Consider the following 17,850-nt stretch of genomic DNA (forward strand, 5'->3'; position numbering starts at 1 on the left):
ATCTTTTGCCGTTTTAATTTAACAAAGATAAAAATAATACTATATATTTGTGGATTGAAACATAAATATATGAATGAATATGAAATATCTATATGTTTTATTGTTGACGTTGACCGTCAATGCATGCAGTGGTCAACGCAATCAAAAAACGGAAGAATCCAATGTAGCGCCACCCACCTTTGAAATGGTCTCGGTCCCCACCTTAATCACGGACCCAGTGGAAAGGGCCGAATATTTAGTGAAACATTATTGGGATAAATTCGACTTCAAGGATACGACCTATATCCATGAACCTCAAGTGACCGAGCAGGCATTATCCAACTATATAGATTTGATGAACTATGTCTCGCCTGCGGCTATGTCTTCTTCCGTAAAAGCGATGATGAAACAAACAGAACAAGACAGTGCCATGTTTCAGTACTTTTCCGAGATGATGGAGAAATATCTATACGACCCGAACTCCCCCCTAAGGAATGAGGAAATGTATATAGCCGTATTGGAATATCTTACCGAATCCTCGTCATTAAGCGATATGGAAAAGATACGTCCCGCCCATTTGCTAGAGCTCGCATTAAAAAACAGAATCGGGACGCCTGCGACCGATTTCACGTACACATTAGCGAACGGAAAAACCGGGAAATTATACAATATAAAAGCGGATTATCTATTATTATTTTTCTATAATCCGGACTGCCATGCTTGTCAAGAAATAACCAGACAAATGGAATCGTCCTTCTTGATCAATGAATTTTCAAAAAGCAACAAACTAAAGATCTTAGCCGTTTATCCGGACGAGGATCTGGACGCATGGAAAGAGCATGTTTCCGTCATGCCTAAAGATTGGATCAACTCATACGACAAAAGTGTTTCGCTTAAAAACGACGAGATCTACGACTTAAAAGCGATACCCACATTATATCTATTAAACAAAGAGAAAAAAGTATTGTTGAAAGACGCTACTTTTCAACAGATCGAAAATTATTTATCACAAACAACTAACTAATTTAAAACATGAAAAAAATCTTATTGTCCTTGGCTTTCTTAGCAGGAGTGAGCCTAACGGTTTCCGCCCAATTCAAGATTGGCGGCAAGACCATTAATACGAAAAAAGTGATTAATGCCGCGACTGATGTAGCGCATGCCGCTACTCTATCCGACGAGGATGTAGCCAAAATGGCAAAAGAGTACATCCAATGGATGGACACTCATAACGAGGTAGCAGGTCCGGATACGGAAATGGGACAACGCTTGGAACGCTTGACCGCCAATGTAAAGAAAGTTTCCGGCCTAGACTTAAACTTTAAAGTATATAATGTAGTAGATGTAAACGCTTTCGCCTGTGGAGACGGAAGTGTACGTGTATGTGGCGGATTGATGAAAATCATGGACGATGACGAGGTATTCGCCGTTATCGGTCATGAGATCGGGCACGTCGTTCATTCCGACTCTAAAGACGCCATGAAAAACGCTTACTTGACCTCCGCCGCTAAAAACGCCGCCGGAGCTGTAAGTGGAACCGTATCCAAACTGACCGACTCTCAACTGGGAGACATGGCACAGGCCTTGGCCGGCGCTCAATATTCCCAGAAACAAGAGTATGAGGCGGACGAATTCGGTTTCCAGTTTTGTATAGATAACGGGCGAGATCCGTACGGAATGTCTAACTCATTAAATAAATTGTTACAACTAAGTGAGTCAGAAGCTAAATCGTCCAAGTTTATGCAGATGTTCTCAAGCCATCCCGAGACTCAAAAACGTGCCGATCGGGTAAAAGAGAAGGCCGATGAGTACGTGAAAAGCAAGCAATAACTGTTAACGGTCCTTTAGCAGGAAGGACTATTATTAAAATAAAGCTAACGTATCAAGGATTTGCGCCACGAAATCATGCTGTACAACATAAAATACTATATATTTGCACCGTGTTTTTCATGGTATTAGGTTTAAGGTTAGCAATGAAGATTGGTCGTCCGTGACGGATGACCATTTTTTTGCTTTGATAATCAAAAGAACTTCTACCTTTGCGAAAGATCTATCTATTGAGAGTCATGAAACACACACATAAATATCTAGTTCTCACAATACCCATATTTCTTGTTTCTTTGTTAGCCTTAGGTTGCCAAGAAAAAGAAGAAAAGAAAGTCGTGCTTATCCATTCTTTTGAGCAAAAGAAAGATACCTACCCGATTTTTAATGAAACGCTGAAACGAACATTCGATAAACAAAAGGTAAACCCGGAGATTCATACATTCTATCTAGATTGTGAGCAATATCTGGATAGTGCCGAAATAGCCCGAATGTATAATTATATTGACTCGATCAAAGAGATTAAACCCGATATCATATTAGTAAACGATGATCAAGCTTGCTACTCTTTATTAGCTTGCGGGCACCCGTATCTAAAAGAAATACCGATTGTTTTCGCCGGCGTAAATTATCCGAATTGGTCGCTTTTAAAGAAGTACCCCAATGTTACCGGACTACACGACAAACAAGACTTCATCAAGAATATAGAATTTATACATAAATTATTCGGAGTATTGCAAATCCAGATTCCTTGCGACCGGACAATCCTTGGAAGAAAATCCTTTAATGACTTTTGGCCACAAATACAAGGACACCCGGAAATAGAAATAATCCGCCTTAAAATCCGAGGGCTAGAGTTAGATAAAATCGGAACAAATGACAGTCTATTTGTAAAGAGGCTCATAGACCTTACCCAAAATGGCACTCAGATGCGGTCGCTACCGGGAAAAAACTGTATAGCAAAAATAAATACCCTTCCATACCGAGTTTTACCGGGATCTTCTTTGCTCTTTAATTTGTCCGGCACTCTGGATCAAAGCACTTATCTAGATATAAAATACGATCATACCTCCGAAGCTTTTTATCAATTAGTCAATTATCCCAGCTTCTCCGCTCATTACGAACCGATTCAATATCATCCGGCTAAAAGACGGAATCGATACATCGGAGGTTATTTCACATCCGTAGAAATACAAGCACAAGAACAGGCGGAAATGGCTTCGTTAGTGTTGAAAGGGATCCCTGTCGCAGAAATTCCGATCAAAGAAAGCAGTAAGGAATATATTCTCGTATGGCATAGCATAAAAGCATGGGGAATACCTATCGAGAAGATCCCTTCTTATGCCCGTTTAGTCAATATCCCTTTTTATGAGCTATACAAGAAACAGCTGATCGCTTTCATTTGCGTAGCGTTCATCTTTATCAATATCGTTGCCACGGGATTATGGAAGCTATATTCCAGAGAACAGAAATATAAGAAATTAGCGCAAGCCAATTTGGTAAAACAGAACAAGGAACTGGAAGTAGCCTTAGAGAAGGCTAAAGAGTCCGACCAAATGAAATCGGCATTTTTAGCGAATATGAGCCATGAGATACGGACTCCATTGAACGCTATTGTCGGATTCTCGAATCTTATGAACACAGACATCGAGCTCAGTAAGGCAGAACGGGAAAACTTTACCGAGTTAATCAATACGAACAGCGATCTGTTATTGAACCTTATCAATGATATCTTAGATCTTTCCCGTATCGAATCGGGCCGTATGTCATTCTCTTTCCAGCAATATTCTCTAAATGAATTAATAAGCACGATTTACCAGACTTTCCAAGTTTTAATGCCGGAGAACGTAGAACTTCGTATGCAAATACCGGAAAAAAGCATATCCATTCCCACGGATAAGTTTCGGTTGACACAAGTGATTACCAACTTTCTTAGCAACGCTATCAAATTCACGCAAAAGGGATATATATTGATTGGTTATGAATACCGAGAGGAAGAGCGGCATGTACATATTTTCGTAGAAGATACCGGCATTGGTATCCCGAAAGAAAAGCAAGACGCCGTTTTCAATCGTTTCACGAAACTGGATGAATTCGCCAAAGGTACCGGCTTGGGACTATCCATTTGCAAAGTGATAGCCGAACGTTTCGATGGGTATATCGCCGTAGAGTCCGAAATAGGAAAAGGAAGCCGTTTTTCCATTATCCTTCCCCTTAACCCCAAACACACTGAAAGTGATTAATCACATTTATTCGCGATAATCCCGAAAATAATATTACTTTTGCTTTTGTATACAATTTTAAATTTCAGATCTGTGAGTACAAGAATAAAATTAAGGGTTCAAGGATTAGCGAACAGCCAAATTCAATCCGGGGCCTATGCGTTAATTTTGGCAGAGGAAAATGGTCCACGGCGAATTCCAATCATCGTAGGAACCGCTGAAGCACAGTCTATAGCGATCGCTTTGGAGCATATCGTACCTCCTCGTCCATTAACACACGACTTATTCGCCACTTTTGCGCAAGCCTTCAACGTCATTCTTAAGGAAGTCTACATATACAAATTCGAAGATGGTGTGTTTTACTCAGAATTAGAGTTTAGCGACGGTGAGCGCTCGATAAAGCTGGACTCTCGCACTTCCGATGCGATTGCCATAGCGCTTCGGGTAAATTGCGACATCTTTACTTCCGAGGAGATTGTAAAGGAATGCGGTGTCGTACTGGAAGACACCCTGTCCATCCCCGCTGACGAACCGGAGGAGGATGACAATTTATTAGAATTAGAACCGGATGAGATTAAGGACGAAGCCCAGTTAAAGAAATGGTTAAGCCTATTGGATATCCAAGAAATAAACGAGCGATTGGAAGACGCTATAGCGGACGAAAATTACGAATACGCGAAAATGTATAAAGACGAGTTGCGCCGTCGAGAAGAAGAGGAGGACACAAACAAATGATTGGAGAACAAGGAGGATTCGGACTGGTCTCACTTTTAAGAGGTCTGCTTGGGATCATTACGATTTTAGGTATCGCCTATGCGATGAGTTATGACCGTAAACGGATCGATTGGAAATTAGTAGGTGGAGGTTTGTTCATGCAGATCGTATTCGCCTTGGCGGTTTTATATGTGCCGTTCGTCGGAAGCCTATTGGAAGGATGTGGCAAGATATTTGTTAAGTTGATGGACTTCACGGATGCCGGTCTTACTTTCTTATTAGGCCCGTATGCCTCTAAAGCGGCAGGATTCAGTTTCTTGCTTCATTCGCTACCGATTGTTATTTTCTTCTCCGCCTTGGTTTCCATGTTTTACCATTGGGGGATTATCCAGAAAGTAGTCGGTGCCTTTGCGTGGGTATTGCGTAAATTCATGAATATATCCGGCTCGGAGGGATTAGTGGCCGCCGGTAATATTTTTATGGGAATGACAGAATCTCCTGTGTTGATCAAGAATTACCTGCCGACAATGAATCGTTCGGAGATATTTTTGGTCATGGTATCCGGAATGGGTACGATCGCCGGTTCCGTAATGGGTACTTACATAGGTATGTTGGGAGGAACAGACCCGGCGGCGAAGGTTTTATTCGCCACTCACTTGCTCTCGGCTTCCGTAATGGCAGTACCGGGTTCAATCGTTTTAGCGAAAATGCTTTGTCCGCAGACGGAAGAAGCCACGGACCATGTAGCTATCTCCGGCAAGGAAAAAGAGAACTCGAATATTCTAGATGCCATCTCATCGGGTACGGTTACCGGCGTAAAATTAATGACGAATATCGCTGCCATGTTATTGGTATTCATCTCGTTAGTAGCGTTAGCGAATTATGTTACGGAAGACGTAATTGGACGTTACACGGGATTGAACGACTGGATCGTACAGATCTCGGACGGCAAAGCAAAAGGACTGACTTTCCAGTTCATACTGGGCGTAATCACCGCTCCTTTCATGTGGTTGATAGGTGTACCGGGCCAGGATATCATGCTGGTAGGATCTTTACTGGGACAAAAGACCATATTGAACGAATTTGTCGCCTATTTCCAATTACAGCAATGGAAAGATGCCGGATTATTCATGTATGAGAAATCGATCTTGATGTCTACTTATATCCTTTGCGGATTCGCTAATATATCGTCTATCGGTATCTTATTAGGCGGATTGGGCGTATTAGCCCCGGAAAAACGAGGATTAATTTCACGTATCGGCGTACCGGCCATGATCGGCGGAGCCCTGGTCTCTGTGCTATCGGCTACTATAATTGGTATGATCCTTGGGTAATTGAAAATTGAGAATTGAGAATTGAAAATTAGATGGTCATGCAGATTTTTTATACACCAGATATAGCTATCAAGCCGGAATTACCGGAAGAAGAAGCAGGACATTGTATACGGGTACTTCGTCTAGGTGAAGGCGATGAGATAGTATTGACGGATGGGCAAGGCTCTTTTTATAAAGCGGCTATTAGCCGGGCGCATCCCAAACATTGTGAGGTGACCCTCTTAGAGAGTTGGAAACAACCCGATCTCTGGAACTTCAATCTCCATATAGCCATAGCTCCTACCAAAAACATGGACCGGATGGAGTGGTTCGTGGAGAAAGCGACGGAAATAGGGATCAATGCGATCACCTGTTTGAATTGTCGTTTCTCAGAGCGTAAAGAGATCAAGCCGATTCGATTGGAGAAGATATTGGTCAGTGCCATGAAGCAATCCCAGAAAGCGACTTTGCCGGCGTTAGAAGGAATGACAGATTTCAAGAAGTTTGTCGCCACTCCCTTTGACGGGCGTAAGTTTATCGCCCATTGCGAGGAAGGCGAGAAGCCACTATTAAAACATACGTATCAGCCGGGAGAGAATGCCTTAATCCTCATCGGACCGGAAGGTGATTTTAGCCCGGAAGAAATCAAGCTGGCTCAAGAGAATGGCTTCGAGCCGATCTCTTTAGGAGAGAGCCGGCTGCGTACGGAAACGGCCGCGCTAGTGGCTTGCCATACGATTCATGTGTTAAATCAATAGAATAATCCTATTTCCATTAAAAATACGTTAATCCTCATAAGGGTTATTAAGCAAATTGCTACATTTGTAATGATATTAACAAATCTAATCTAATAACAATTTAAGTAACATGAAAAAGTTGTTCAAATCATTCTTGATTCTTTCGGCCATAGCTATGGCTATCCCCTGTTTCGCTCAAACTCCGAATACATTGACTAAGAAGGAAAAAAAAGCTGGCTGGGAATTATTATTCAACGGAAAAGACTTCTCTGGATGGCGCCAATGTAACGGTACCGCTATGCCCGCAAACTGGGTTATAGAAGACAATGCCATGAAAGTATTTACCGGCGAAGGTAAGAAACCGGGACAAGGCGCTAATGGCGATATCCTTTACCAGAACAAAAAGTTCAAAAACTTCGAGCTTTCGGTAGACTGGAAAGCGAGCAAGATGGGAAACTCCGGTATCTTCTATTATGTACGCGAGGTACCCGGTAAACCTATTTATTATGCGGCTCCCGAAGTACAGGTGCTAGATAACGTGGACGCAACCGACAACAAATTAGCGAACCACCTAGCAGGTTCTCTATATGACATGCTTCCCGCAGATCCGAAAACAGTTAATCCTGCCGGCGAGCGGAATACGATCGTAATCCGTGTAAAAGATGGAAAAGTAACGCATACCCAAAATGGTAAGAAAGTTGTTGAGTATACTTTATGGAGCAAAGAGTGGGATGATTTGGTAGCTAACAGTAAATTCAAGAACTTCCCGGGCTTTACCGAAGGTATTTCTAAAGAAGGTTATATCGGTCTGCAAGATCATGGCTATCCGATCTGGTTCCGTAATATCAAGATCCGTGAACTAAAATAGTTCTTCGAATCTATCGTATATAAATAAAAAGCCCGGGATTCTGATAAATCACCGGGCCTTTTTATATCTGTTTAATAAGTAAGCCTAATTACTCCCACTCAATTGTCGCATTCGGTTTCGGAGACATATCGTAGCATACACGGTTCACGTTCTTCACCTCTTTCAAAATACGATCCGTAATCTTCATCAAGATAGGCCAATCAACCGGTTCGATCGTAGCGGTCATGGCATCTACCGTATTGACGGCACGGATAATCACGGGCCATTCGAAAGAACGGGCGTTATCACGTACGCCAACCGACTTAAAGTCGGGTACTACCGTAAAGTATTGCCATACCTTTTTATCCAACCCGGCGTTCTTGAACTCCTCCCGTAAGATCGCATCCGACTCACGTACCGCTTCCAGTCTATCACGAGTGATAGCGCCCAAGCAACGTACGCCCAAACCCGGTCCGGGGAACGGCTGGCGATAAACCATGTCATAAGGCAAACCTAACTCTACGCCACAAGCACGAACCTCGTCCTTAAATAATTGACGCAAAGGCTCAACCAACTCAAACTGTAAATCATCCGGCAGACCACCTACGTTGTGATGGGATTTCACCATCTTAGCCGTCTTCGTTCCACTCTCCACGATATCCGGATAGATCGTTCCTTGAGCCAAGAAATCGATTCCATCTAATTTGCGAGCTTCTTCCTCAAATACACGGATAAACTCACCACCGATAATCTTACGCTTTTGCTCCGGATCTTCCACGTCAGCTAGCTTATTCAAGAAACGATCGGTAGCGTCTACATACACCAAATTGGCATTCAACTGGTTCTTGAAGACCTCAACGACATCCTCGGACTCGCCCTTACGCATCAAACCATGGTTCACATGCACGCAAACCAATTTATCGCCGATCGCTTTCAAAAGTAAAGCGGCTACTACAGAGCTATCGACACCTCCAGACAAGGCCAGCAGAACTTTCTTATCCCCTACCTGACGCTTTACCAATTCAATCTGGTCATTGACAAAATTCGTCATATTCCAGTTTGCCTCAGCCTTGCAAGTATCGAACACGAAAGACTTGACAGCGCCCTTGATCGCCTCGACATCATCCGTAAACTCCGGCAATTTAACCTCGCACAACGCCTTATCGTGACCTGCGGCCATTACAGGAGTGCCCATCTCGTAAATACCCGGATTCACGTCGATAGCTACACCGTCGATAACATTGTTTGGGCCACCATTGATAATGATACCTTTCACGTTTGGCAAGGCTTTTAATTCCTCAACCGTGATGTCATGCGGATAAATCTCACTATAAACGCCTAACGCACGAATAGCACGAGCCAACACCGTATTCTCATGACTACCTAAATCCAAGATAACAATCATATCTTGCTTCATGTGACTTTTTAATTTTATTGATTTTACACTTTGTTATACCTAAGACAAATGTCACTCCCACTCGATGGTTGCAGGCGGCTTCGAGCTGATGTCGTACACGACTCTATTTACGCCTTTCACCTTATTGATAATCTCGTTGGAAACTTTGGCGAGGAACTCGTACGGAAGCTGCGCCCAATCGGCGGTCATAGCGTCTGTAGAAGTTACCGCACGTAAAGCTACCGTATTCTCATAGGTACGCTCATCGCCCATTACACCTACGGATTGAATCGGAAGTAAGATTACCCCAGCTTGCCAAATCTTATCGTAAAGTCCCCACTCACGCATCAATGACATATAGATATCGTCAGCGTCTTGCAGGATACGTACCTTTTCCGGCGTGATATCACCCAAGATACGGATACCCAATCCCGGTCCCGGGAACGGATGGCGCTTGATCAAATGCGGTTGCATACCCAACTCCATACCGACACGGCGAACCTCATCCTTGAAAAGAAGACGAAGCGGCTCGACGAGTTTCAAGTTCATCGTATCCGGAAGTCCACCCACATTATGATGGCTCTTGATAACCGTACCTGTGATAGAAAGCGACTCAATCACATCCGGATAAATCGTACCTTGCCCCAGCCACTTGATATCTTTCAGCTTATGCGCCTCCTCATCGAAGACATCGATAAATCCTTTGCCGATGATCTTACGTTTCTTCTCCGGTTCCGTAACGCCCGCTAGTTCTTTATAGAACTTATCTTTCGCGTTTACGCCGATCACGTTCAATCCTAAATGCTCATAATCCCTCATTACGTTCTCGAACTCATTCTTGCGCAGCAAACCATGATCCACGAAAATGCAAGTCAAGTTCTTACCGATCGCCTTATTCAGCAATACGGCCGTAACAGATGAATCCACACCGCCGGAAAGAGCCAAGATCACCTTGTCATCTCCCAATTGCTCCTTCAACTCAGCTACGGTAGATTCGATAAAGGAAGCCGGTGTCCAATCCTTGGCGCATCCGCAAATATTCAAGAAGTTATCCAGCAACTTCGTACCGTCTGTCGAATGGAATACTTCCGGATGAAACTGAACGCCCCACGTTTGCTCACCTTCCACATGGTAAGCGGCAGCCCTCACGTCGTCCGTGCTGGCGATCACCTTGAAATTATCCGGCAATACGGTAATCGTATCTCCATGAGACATCCATATCTGCGAACCCACATGGATCCCTTTCAGTAATTCATCCTCACCATCAATGTGCGACAAATTAGCACGTCCATACTCACGTGAATTAGCCGGTTCCACATTACCTCCGGATGTATAAGCTAGAAACTGCGCTCCATAACAAATACCTAAGACGGGATACTTCCCCCGTATCTCGGTCAAATCAGCCTTAAAGGCATTCTCGTCGTATACGGAATAAGGACTTCCGGAAAGGATCACACCTTTCACATCGGTAGCGTCATGCGGGAATTTGTTATAAGGAACGATCTCACAATACATATTCAACTCTCTGACCCTACGGCCGATAAGCTGGGTTGTTTGCGAGCCGAAATCAAGAATAATAAGTTTCTCGTGCATGCAATTATGATTATTTAATTGAGTGGCGCAAAGGTAGTAATAAATTCGGGAAGCATAAACACACTGGGCAAATATTCTTCCTTATCACGATACTTTTAAAGGATCTTCCCTTGTCCTATTACGCCTTTCCTCCTGAGACATTCATTATCCACCATCCATTGCACGATCGTCCACCAACTGTTACATGATCATGCAACGGATGGTGGACGATCATGCAACAGCCATTAGAAGATGAATACCTCAAGAGGAAAACCACAAATCCCCCTAAGGATCCGGCCAAGGGAAGCCATGAAAACAGCGAACCGCCCGACAACCCGGCGAGAGTTACAAACGGACAAAACAAAAAAAGCCTCGAAGCGTTCATTACAAACAACTTCGAGGCTTTCCTCCGAGGTTCCTGGCGGATTTTAAACCACCAAGATAATCTCTTTATTTCCAATTGATTAGAATATTCTTAGTTCCGCTACTGTAAAACAATTGTAAAACAAATATTCTGTTTAAATCGTTTATTAATAGTCACAAAGATAAACTGATAATTTTGATTTGCAAAGAAAAAATGGAAAGAATTATTCTATTTTTTCTTTTATAGTGAGCCTAAGCCATGATAGACAAATACTTCTGCAATGCAGCTATTTCCGCTTCAATAACCAGCTTTTGAAAGTCTTCCGGTAACTGTTCCGTATGTGACATTTCCAAAGCCTTGTAATAGTTTACTTTTGCATCATTACTACCTTTCAGGGTAATAATAACATAGCCATGACGAAGAAGATACAAGTTCATCAACAAACGGGAGGTACGCCCGTTACCATCTATAAACGGATGAATCCGCACCAATTCATCATGTAGATAGGCAGCAATAAGAACAGGATGTACCTTTTCTGCTTCCATTTGCTTGAAACGGAGAATAAAATCTTCCATCTGTTTCTCTATCAAATAAGGTTGTGGCGGCATATGTGTGCTACCTGAAATCATAACCGGAACAGTGCGATACCTTCCGGCATTCTCACGGTCTATCCCATGAAGAATAAGGGCGTGTATCTCTTTGATGGTTCGCTCGCTTATCTCTATATCTTGCTTGGCAATATCTTTAATATAGCTGATAGCTTCCGCATGATTAATAGCTTCCAAATGTTCGCGCATGGACTTACCCGAAATAGTAACACCTTCATTCACTACAAGAGCTGTTTCCTGCAATGTGAGCGTATTACCTTCTATACGGTTACTTTCGTAGGTGTATTCAATATCCAAAGCATCCTGAATCTTTTTCAAGGCTTCTTCGGGCAATGGACGTAAAGCTGATAGCTGTTCTTTCTGAACATCCACCTCTTTCAGCATAACATTTATATCTTCACTCATGGTTATTCTATTTCTTTAATTCGTTCTACTTGCTTATTCAGGAAGTAATCGGCATACGGAGAATAATTTCCTGTTTCATAAAAGGCAATCAGCCCTTTCCTGTAGTTCAGTATATCAGCATCCCTTGAAGAATAAACAGGGATAATATTTGCGTTCATCAATGCAATGCTTTCCATCATCCGGGAGGTACGCTTGTTTCCGTCAATGAAAGGTTGCAGTTTGGCAATGTTGCAATGAATATAAACGGCTCGCTCCAATGGATTTGTATATTGTTCTTGTTCATAAAGTATTTCATTCAACTTTGCCCGAATATCATGCAAATCCTTTGGCGGTATATACTCCGTGCCGCTAATACGAACAGCCCTTGTCCTTAAAAAGCCTGATTCTTCATCAGAAACCAACCCTGTAGATATGGATTGATGCACTCTGAATAAAGTACGCTCATCTATCATTTCCTGATTTTTCCCTTTATTGATATATTCCAGTTCGGAAATGAAAGTATTATATAAATTCTTCAACATCTTGGCATCCTCATATTTCTTTTCAGAGGTGATGCCATCTTTAAGCAATGCTTCTGTTTCCACATAAGTATAAGTGTTACCCTCAATTTTTCCTGAATAGTAACACCATACAACGGCTAAGTCCTTTATTTCATTTGAACGCAAATCCGATAGCTTTGCCAAAGGATGATTCAAAATGAATTGCGCTTTTTCCTGCTGCTCTTTATTAAATATCTGTTCCATTGTTTATGGTCAAATCTTGTTATTTCCTATAATACTCTTACCTTCATAATACTTAATCCTGCCTTTAAGTTCATCAATATCTTTCTTGATGGAATCAGAGATAGGAATATTATGCTTATCCAAAAAAGCAGTGAGCTTTTGAAGTTCTTCCTGCACTTCCATCTTTCGGATGCCATAATAATAGGTAGAAGTGAAATCAAATTCATCTTTGGTCATTAATACCCGTGCCACATCTTTAGGAGTGGTCTTATCGGTGATATGAATATCCCTTTCCAGCATCGAAGATATGTATTTTAAATCCGAAGCATCAGGGCTATACTGTTTTTTTAGTATATCAAAGTATGAATTAAACTTTTGTTCCTTGGTGTCCCATTCAAGTTTCACCATTCCGAAACCATGAATAGAATAAGCTATCACTTTCTTGATAAGCCCCTCCAGTTCTTTTTTACTGATACAAACACCATCTGATGCACCAGCAGAATAGCTATCAAAGAAATAAGCAGGCTCTACATTAAAGTATTGAGCTATACTTAATAATGTGTCTATTTTAGTAGAGTTTGCCTTGATAATTTTGTGCAAGCTCTGCTCTGTCATGCCCAATTCAACAGCAGCCTGTTTCATTGTTACATTTTTCTTTTCGCACAACTCCTTTATTCTTTCAAGATGAACCATACAATTGTATTTAAAAGTTAAATGCTAAACAAATAGTTTAGCTTAAATATATTATTTCTATATTTGCAGCATCAAAGGTAAGAAATAAAATTTAGTATTCAAATAATAAACAGATTTTCTAACTAAAAAAGTAGAAGCATGGAAACAGTAATTGTAACTACAGAATCCGCTATCGAAAAGATAATGGAAAGAGTATTGGATAAGAAGTTGCCAAAGCCTCCTGAATCGGATGTAGAGAAGACTTATAGTATTAATCAAGTAGCCAGAATGATGGGACGCTCACACAAGAAAATTTCAGACCTTGTGGCAGCAGGTGTACTAAAGGCTACTGCTGATAACCGAATTTTTGAGAGTTCTATTAAAGAGTACAACAACAAGTAGAGCTAATTGCTAAACTAAAAGTTGAACTAAAATTCTTTTTCATCCACCACTTGAAAGAGCAAGGTAGCGTCCCTTTGCAGAGACGCTACCCAACAAATGAACTGACATGACAATACCCAAAGAAACAAATATCTGCATATCAGAACCTAAAGAGGAAGAAGGCTTTCCTGTTTCTGTTTTTCCCAAGCCGATAAGGGAAATTATAAGTGAAACGAAAGCCACTCTGAATTATCCGGCAGACTTTATTGCTTCCGCTATTTGCTTTACCTTATCCGTAGGTATCGGCAACAATTTTGTAGCGAAGGTAAAGGAAGGCTGGAATGAACGTGCCATCTTGTACATGGCAATCATCGGACGTTCAGGAGTAAACAAAAGCCATCCGCTTAGTTTTGCCATGCAGCCATTGTTTGAACTGGATATTAAATCATCTGTAAAATATCAGAAAGAGCGAAGAGAATATGAAAAATACATTCTTGCTTGTAAAAAAGAGAAAGAAGATAAGGAGCAAGCGACAGAACCCGTATTGAAAAAGTTTATTGTGTCGGATATTACTCCTGAACGGCTTATCACCATTCATCAAGATAATAAAAGAGGAATCTGCCTGTATGTGGACGAACTGATGTCATGGCTCAAAAACTTCAATCGCTATAATAGCGGTTCGGAAGAACAATTTTGGCTGTCCGTATTCAGTGGAAAACCTATCATACTTGATAGACAAGGAAATAAGAACTCCGCATTCATCAAACATTCTTTTATATCTGTAATTGGCACGATACAAAAAGGACTGCTCAAAGAACTGGCGAAAGGGGAAAGGAGTGAGAACGGTTTTATCGACCGTATTTTGTTTGTCTTCCCACCTAATCTGAAAAAAGAGTACTGGAACGAGCTTGAATTATCCACACACATAGTTCCTCTTTGGAACTCCATTGTAAAGAAGCTAACAGATATCCAGTGTATTACAGATGAAGATGGAGAACTTGTACCTACCCAGCTTCCTTTTAATACGGAAGCCCGCACACTACTTTATCATTGGCAGCATAAGAATACAGATTTATGTAATAGCGAAATGGATGAAGTGTTAGTTGGCGTATATAGCAAGCTGGATATATATGTTATCCGCTTTAGTCTGATATTACAGCTCTCACGATGGGCTTGTGATGAAAGTGATAAAAAGGAAATAGACAGTACAAGTGTTGAAGGAGCAATCTCAATCGTTGAATATTTCCGCATTACAGCCAAAAGGGTACAAGGTATAACAAACTCATCGACTATGTTAGAACAGTTACCAACAGATAAACTTTCGTTATATAATACTTTACCTGTGGAGTTCACTACAAGCGAAGGCATTACAGTTGCTCAAAAGCAAAATATCTCGGTAGATTCATTCAAACGCTTTTTAGCAGACAAAAAAGGAAAACTATTTGAAAATGTCAAGCATGGGAGATATAAGAAGCTGATTTAATAAAGTCCGCACTTCTCACACTTTCCACATTTTGGCTTATTGTCAATTGATTATCAATAATGTATATGTGCGCATAAAAGTAGAAATCGCCACACTTTATGCCATCGTTAAAAAATGGCGAAGATAAAGATTATGACTTATCAGGAAGCTAACAACATAAGTATCAAGGACTATTTGAAATCACTGGGCATCCTGCCCGTAGTGGATAAACTTTATTACGGTATGTACCACAGCCCGTTACGGCAGGACGATACGCCCAGTTTCAAGGTGGATTACGGTGTAAACCTTTGGTGCGACTTTGGGACGGGTGAGGGCGGCTCGCTCATCGACCTTGTGATGAAACAGTACGGCTGCAATGCTTACGGGGCTATCAGCCGACTGGAACAGAGCTATTACTCCGCCAATACTTTTTCTTTTCAAGGGAAAAATATCCCCGAAAGGAATCCGGCAAGGGAGGAAAGGAAGCAACCAGCCAGCCCGGTAGAAATCCGTAGCATCCAGCCGTTACAGCATCCGGCACTCATCAATTATCTGAAAAGCCGGGGCATTGCGCCCGAAGTGGCAGCGGACTATGTGCAGGAAATGTATTACCGTGTAAACGGGAAGCCGCTTTTTGCACTCGCTTTCAAGAACGATGCAGGAGGGTACGAACTCCGCAATCCCGGCTACAAGGGCTGCACCTCTCCCAAAGACATCACACGCATACAGTTTGCAGAAAAGAAGAACGATGCCTGTTTCGTTTTCGAGGGGTTTATGGACTACCTTTCTTTCCTGACTATCCGGCATAAGAACAGCCTGGCTTATCCCTGTATCGACTGGCAGGATTACATCATCCTGAACTCGACCGCCAATGTTGATAAAGCATTATACCCGTTAGGCGAGTACGAAAAGATACACTGCCTTTTGGATAATGACGAAGCCGGGCGTAAAGCCACCCAAGCCATACAAAAGGAATACGGCTGGCGTGTGCGTGATGCCTCACACCTGTACAGCGGACACAAGGACTTGAACGACCACTTATGCCAAAAGTCCAGTCTGCCGGAGAAGCAAACACAGTCTGCCAAGCAACCGAAGCAGGAAGAGAAAAACAAACAATCTCCCGGTGAAAAAAGAAAAAGAGGCAGACGGTTGTAGTCAGGAGGACAGGCAAGGCGTACCAATGGCAAGCGGTGTAATTTAGGAGAGCAAGGTTATGTTTCGGTAGACCGAAACCCCTTGCTTTGCCTGACAGCAAAGAAAATTTCTCCCGTTGGTCGCAATTTTAAAGATACCATTCAATAAACAAAACGTATGACAGAGATAAGGAACAAATCAGGAGGCCGCCCGGCAAAAAGCCGGATAGACAAACAAAAGAGAGTAGTCAGCACGAAGCTGACCGAACTTCAATACTACGTCATTAAGAAGCGAGCCGGAGAATCCGGTCTGCCCGTCAGCGAGTACGTCCGGCAGGCGGTTGTTTCGGCAGAGATAACGCCCCGGCTGAACAGGCAAGATGCCGATACCATCCGCAAGCTGGCAGGGGAAGCCAACAATATAAACCAACTGGCGCACCGTGCCAATGCCGGAGGGTTCGCACTGGTAGCGGTGGAACTGGTGAAACTGAAAAATAGAATCGTTGAAATCATAAACCAACTTTCGGATGATTGGAAAAATAAAAAAGGGAAGCGGATTTAAGGGCTGTGTAAACTATGTGCTGGGCAAGGAACAGGCAACCTTGCTTCATGCCGAGGGAGTGTTGGCGGAAAGCAACCGGGACATCATACGTAGTTTCTGTATGCAAACCGAAATGAATCCCGACTTAAAGAAGCCAGTCGGACACATTGCGTTAAGTTATTCGGCAGTGGATGCACCCAAGCTGACGGACGAGAAGATGATACAGTTGGCGCAGGAATATATGCATGAAATGAAAATCACCGATACGCAGTATATCATCGTGCGCCACCAAGACCGGGAGCATCCGCACGTGCATATCGTGTTCAATCGGATAGACAACAACGGAAAGACCATATCCGATAAAAACGATATGTACCGGAACGAGCAGGTTTGCAAGAAACTGAAAACCAAACACAGGCTTTACTTTGCTGTTGGTAAAGAACAGGTAAAGCAACACCGTTTGAGAGAGCCGGACAAATCAAAATACGAGATTTACACGGCAGTAAAGAATGAAATCGGTAAATCCAAGAACTGGCAACAGCTACAACGGCAGTTAGCTGAAAAAAGTATTAGCATTCAGTTCAAGAACAAAGGGCAGACGGATGAAATACAGGGCATTTCCTTTTCCAAAGGTGAACACACGTTCAAGGGCTCGGAAATAGACCGGAATTTCAGCTATCCCAAACTGGATAAATATTTCGGGGATGCAGGACTGACTACTGCCGGAAGCAACAGGCAGACGGTTGGTGAATCCATTCGGGAGCCAGCACCCATGCCCGGCAAAGCGGATAATTCATTTGTCACAGGTTTGGGCGGTCTGTTTTCCGCTTCACCCTCTCCGGCTGATGAAACGCCCGACAATCCCGATTTGAGAAAGAAGAAGAAAAAGAAACGACAATTTAAGTTATAAACGTATGGAAGACAATTTGATTTTAGAGGGGCTTCTCTCTATGGTTAC

17 protein-coding genes are annotated in these 17,850 nt (G+C 42.4%); 12 read left to right on the plus strand and 5 right to left on the minus strand.

Going from position 1 to position 17,850, the window contains the following annotated elements; translation table 11 throughout:
* Nucleotides 1-73: 73 nt before the first annotated feature.
* The 7 genes from QVP94_RS00215 (at nt 74) to QVP94_RS00245 (ending at nt 7,657) form a co-directional block, all read left to right on the plus strand.
* Complete coding sequence (locus QVP94_RS00215) at nt 74-1,003, plus strand: DUF5106 domain-containing protein (protein WP_353884498.1); 930 nt, start codon at nt 74-76, stop codon at nt 1,001-1,003.
* Between the two features lie 8 nt (nt 1,004-1,011).
* On the plus strand, nt 1,012-1,809 hold the full coding sequence (locus QVP94_RS00220) for a M48 family metallopeptidase (RefSeq protein WP_008773322.1): 798 nt from the start codon (nt 1,012-1,014) through the stop codon (nt 1,807-1,809).
* A 236-nt stretch (nt 1,810-2,045) separates the two neighbouring features.
* Nucleotides 2,046-4,046, plus strand: coding sequence for a sensor histidine kinase (locus QVP94_RS00225; RefSeq protein WP_502685435.1), 2,001 nt, complete (start codon nt 2,046-2,048; stop codon nt 4,044-4,046).
* Nucleotides 4,047-4,118: 72 nt separating this feature from the next.
* The gene (locus tag QVP94_RS00230; protein WP_005854990.1) at nt 4,119-4,760 is read left to right on the plus strand and encodes a bifunctional nuclease family protein; all 642 of its coding nucleotides are present in this window, start codon (nt 4,119-4,121) and stop codon (nt 4,758-4,760) included.
* On the plus strand, nt 4,757-6,073 hold the full coding sequence (locus tag QVP94_RS00235) for a NupC/NupG family nucleoside CNT transporter (RefSeq protein ID WP_022191713.1): 1,317 nt from the start codon (nt 4,757-4,759) through the stop codon (nt 6,071-6,073). Before QVP94_RS00230 ends, QVP94_RS00235 begins: the two co-directional genes overlap by 4 nt.
* A 38-nt stretch (nt 6,074-6,111) precedes the next feature.
* Nucleotides 6,112-6,810, plus strand: a complete 699-nt coding sequence (locus tag QVP94_RS00240; protein ID WP_005854983.1) for a 16S rRNA (uracil(1498)-N(3))-methyltransferase — start codon at nt 6,112-6,114, stop codon at nt 6,808-6,810.
* 109 nt (nt 6,811-6,919) lie between these two features.
* Entirely contained in the window at nt 6,920-7,657 is a 738-nt protein-coding gene (locus QVP94_RS00245; RefSeq protein WP_022191715.1) for a 3-keto-disaccharide hydrolase, read from the plus strand.
* Nucleotides 7,658-7,745: 88 nt separating this feature from the next.
* Here QVP94_RS00245 and guaA (QVP94_RS00250) read toward each other — a convergent pair whose 3' ends face one another.
* The 5 genes from guaA (QVP94_RS00250) to QVP94_RS00270 all read right to left on the minus strand — a co-directional run bounded on the left by guaA (QVP94_RS00250) (nt 7,746) and on the right by QVP94_RS00270 (nt 13,396).
* Nucleotides 7,746-9,053 (minus strand): glutamine-hydrolyzing GMP synthase, encoded by a 1,308-nt coding sequence (gene guaA / locus QVP94_RS00250; protein ID WP_022191716.1) that lies wholly within the window; start codon nt 9,051-9,053, stop codon nt 7,746-7,748.
* Nucleotides 9,054-9,104: 51 nt separating this feature from the next.
* Nucleotides 9,105-10,625 carry a glutamine-hydrolyzing GMP synthase gene (guaA, locus tag QVP94_RS00255; RefSeq protein WP_005854975.1) on the minus strand — a complete coding sequence of 507 codons (1,521 nt, stop codon included), beginning with the start codon at nt 10,623-10,625 and terminating at the stop codon, nt 9,105-9,107.
* Between the two features lie 594 nt (nt 10,626-11,219).
* Nucleotides 11,220-11,981: a Fic family protein gene (locus QVP94_RS00260; protein ID WP_022191717.1), complete on the minus strand. Its 762-nt coding sequence runs from the start codon at nt 11,979-11,981 to the stop codon at nt 11,220-11,222.
* A gap of 2 nt (nt 11,982-11,983) precedes the next feature.
* On the minus strand, nt 11,984-12,724 hold the full coding sequence (locus QVP94_RS00265; protein ID WP_022191718.1) for a Fic family protein: 741 nt from the start codon (nt 12,722-12,724) through the stop codon (nt 11,984-11,986).
* 9 nt (nt 12,725-12,733) lie between these two features.
* A complete protein-coding gene (locus tag QVP94_RS00270; RefSeq protein WP_022191719.1) occupies nt 12,734-13,396 on the minus strand; it encodes a helix-turn-helix domain-containing protein in 663 nt (220 codons plus the stop codon).
* A 138-nt stretch (nt 13,397-13,534) separates the two neighbouring features.
* Here QVP94_RS00270 and QVP94_RS00275 point away from each other — a divergent pair, with 138 nt between their 5' ends.
* The 5 genes from QVP94_RS00275 to QVP94_RS00295 all read left to right on the plus strand — a co-directional run bounded on the left by QVP94_RS00275 (nt 13,535) and on the right by QVP94_RS00295 (nt 17,802).
* Nucleotides 13,535-13,777, plus strand: a complete 243-nt coding sequence (locus QVP94_RS00275; RefSeq protein ID WP_005847908.1) for a hypothetical protein — start codon at nt 13,535-13,537, stop codon at nt 13,775-13,777.
* A gap of 106 nt (nt 13,778-13,883) precedes the next feature.
* Entirely contained in the window at nt 13,884-15,239 is a 1,356-nt protein-coding gene (locus QVP94_RS00280; RefSeq protein ID WP_022191720.1) for a DUF3987 domain-containing protein, read from the plus strand.
* Nucleotides 15,240-15,371: 132 nt separating this feature from the next.
* On the plus strand, nt 15,372-16,373 hold the full coding sequence (locus QVP94_RS00285) for a toprim domain-containing protein (protein ID WP_130882623.1): 1,002 nt from the start codon (nt 15,372-15,374) through the stop codon (nt 16,371-16,373).
* Nucleotides 16,374-16,529: 156 nt separating this feature from the next.
* Nucleotides 16,530-16,913, plus strand: coding sequence for a MobC family plasmid mobilization relaxosome protein (locus tag QVP94_RS00290; RefSeq protein ID WP_022191722.1), 384 nt, complete (start codon nt 16,530-16,532; stop codon nt 16,911-16,913).
* Nucleotides 16,879-17,802 (plus strand): relaxase/mobilization nuclease domain-containing protein, encoded by a 924-nt coding sequence (locus QVP94_RS00295; protein ID WP_022191723.1) that lies wholly within the window; start codon nt 16,879-16,881, stop codon nt 17,800-17,802. Before QVP94_RS00290 ends, QVP94_RS00295 begins: the two co-directional genes overlap by 35 nt.
* Nucleotides 17,803-17,850 lie beyond the last annotated feature (48 nt).

This window comes from Parabacteroides sp. CAG:2 (assembly GCF_000436315.1).
Classification (GTDB): domain Bacteria; phylum Bacteroidota; class Bacteroidia; order Bacteroidales; family Tannerellaceae; genus Parabacteroides; species Parabacteroides distasonis.

What these genes read in the sequence shown, in the direction of transcription:
- QVP94_RS00290 (WP_022191722.1), top strand. Translation starts at nt 16,530, where the DNA reads ATGACAGAGATAAGGAACAAATCAGGAGGCCGCCCGGCAAAAAGCCGG.
- QVP94_RS00280 (WP_022191720.1), top strand. Translation starts at nt 13,884, where the DNA reads ATGACAATACCCAAAGAAACAAATATCTGCATATCAGAACCTAAAGAG.
- QVP94_RS00260 (WP_022191717.1), bottom strand. Translation starts at nt 11,981, where the DNA reads ATGAGTGAAGATATAAATGTTATGCTGAAAGAGGTGGATGTTCAGAAA.
- QVP94_RS00295 (WP_022191723.1), top strand. Translation starts at nt 16,879, where the DNA reads ATGATTGGAAAAATAAAAAAGGGAAGCGGATTTAAGGGCTGTGTAAAC.
- QVP94_RS00215 (WP_353884498.1), top strand. Translation starts at nt 74, where the DNA reads ATGAATATGAAATATCTATATGTTTTATTGTTGACGTTGACCGTCAAT.
- QVP94_RS00220 (WP_008773322.1), top strand. Translation starts at nt 1,012, where the DNA reads ATGAAAAAAATCTTATTGTCCTTGGCTTTCTTAGCAGGAGTGAGCCTA.
- guaA (WP_005854975.1), bottom strand. Translation starts at nt 10,625, where the DNA reads ATGCACGAGAAACTTATTATTCTTGATTTCGGCTCGCAAACAACCCAG.
- QVP94_RS00225 (WP_502685435.1), top strand. Translation starts at nt 2,046, where the DNA reads ATGAAACACACACATAAATATCTAGTTCTCACAATACCCATATTTCTT.
- QVP94_RS00275 (WP_005847908.1), top strand. Translation starts at nt 13,535, where the DNA reads ATGGAAACAGTAATTGTAACTACAGAATCCGCTATCGAAAAGATAATG.
- guaA (WP_022191716.1), bottom strand. Translation starts at nt 9,053, where the DNA reads ATGAAGCAAGATATGATTGTTATCTTGGATTTAGGTAGTCATGAGAAT.
- QVP94_RS00245 (WP_022191715.1), top strand. Translation starts at nt 6,920, where the DNA reads ATGAAAAAGTTGTTCAAATCATTCTTGATTCTTTCGGCCATAGCTATG.
- QVP94_RS00285 (WP_130882623.1), top strand. Translation starts at nt 15,372, where the DNA reads ATGACTTATCAGGAAGCTAACAACATAAGTATCAAGGACTATTTGAAA.
- QVP94_RS00240 (WP_005854983.1), top strand. Translation starts at nt 6,112, where the DNA reads ATGCAGATTTTTTATACACCAGATATAGCTATCAAGCCGGAATTACCG.
- QVP94_RS00235 (WP_022191713.1), top strand. Translation starts at nt 4,757, where the DNA reads ATGATTGGAGAACAAGGAGGATTCGGACTGGTCTCACTTTTAAGAGGT.
- QVP94_RS00265 (WP_022191718.1), bottom strand. Translation starts at nt 12,724, where the DNA reads ATGGAACAGATATTTAATAAAGAGCAGCAGGAAAAAGCGCAATTCATT.
- QVP94_RS00270 (WP_022191719.1), bottom strand. Translation starts at nt 13,396, where the DNA reads ATGGTTCATCTTGAAAGAATAAAGGAGTTGTGCGAAAAGAAAAATGTA.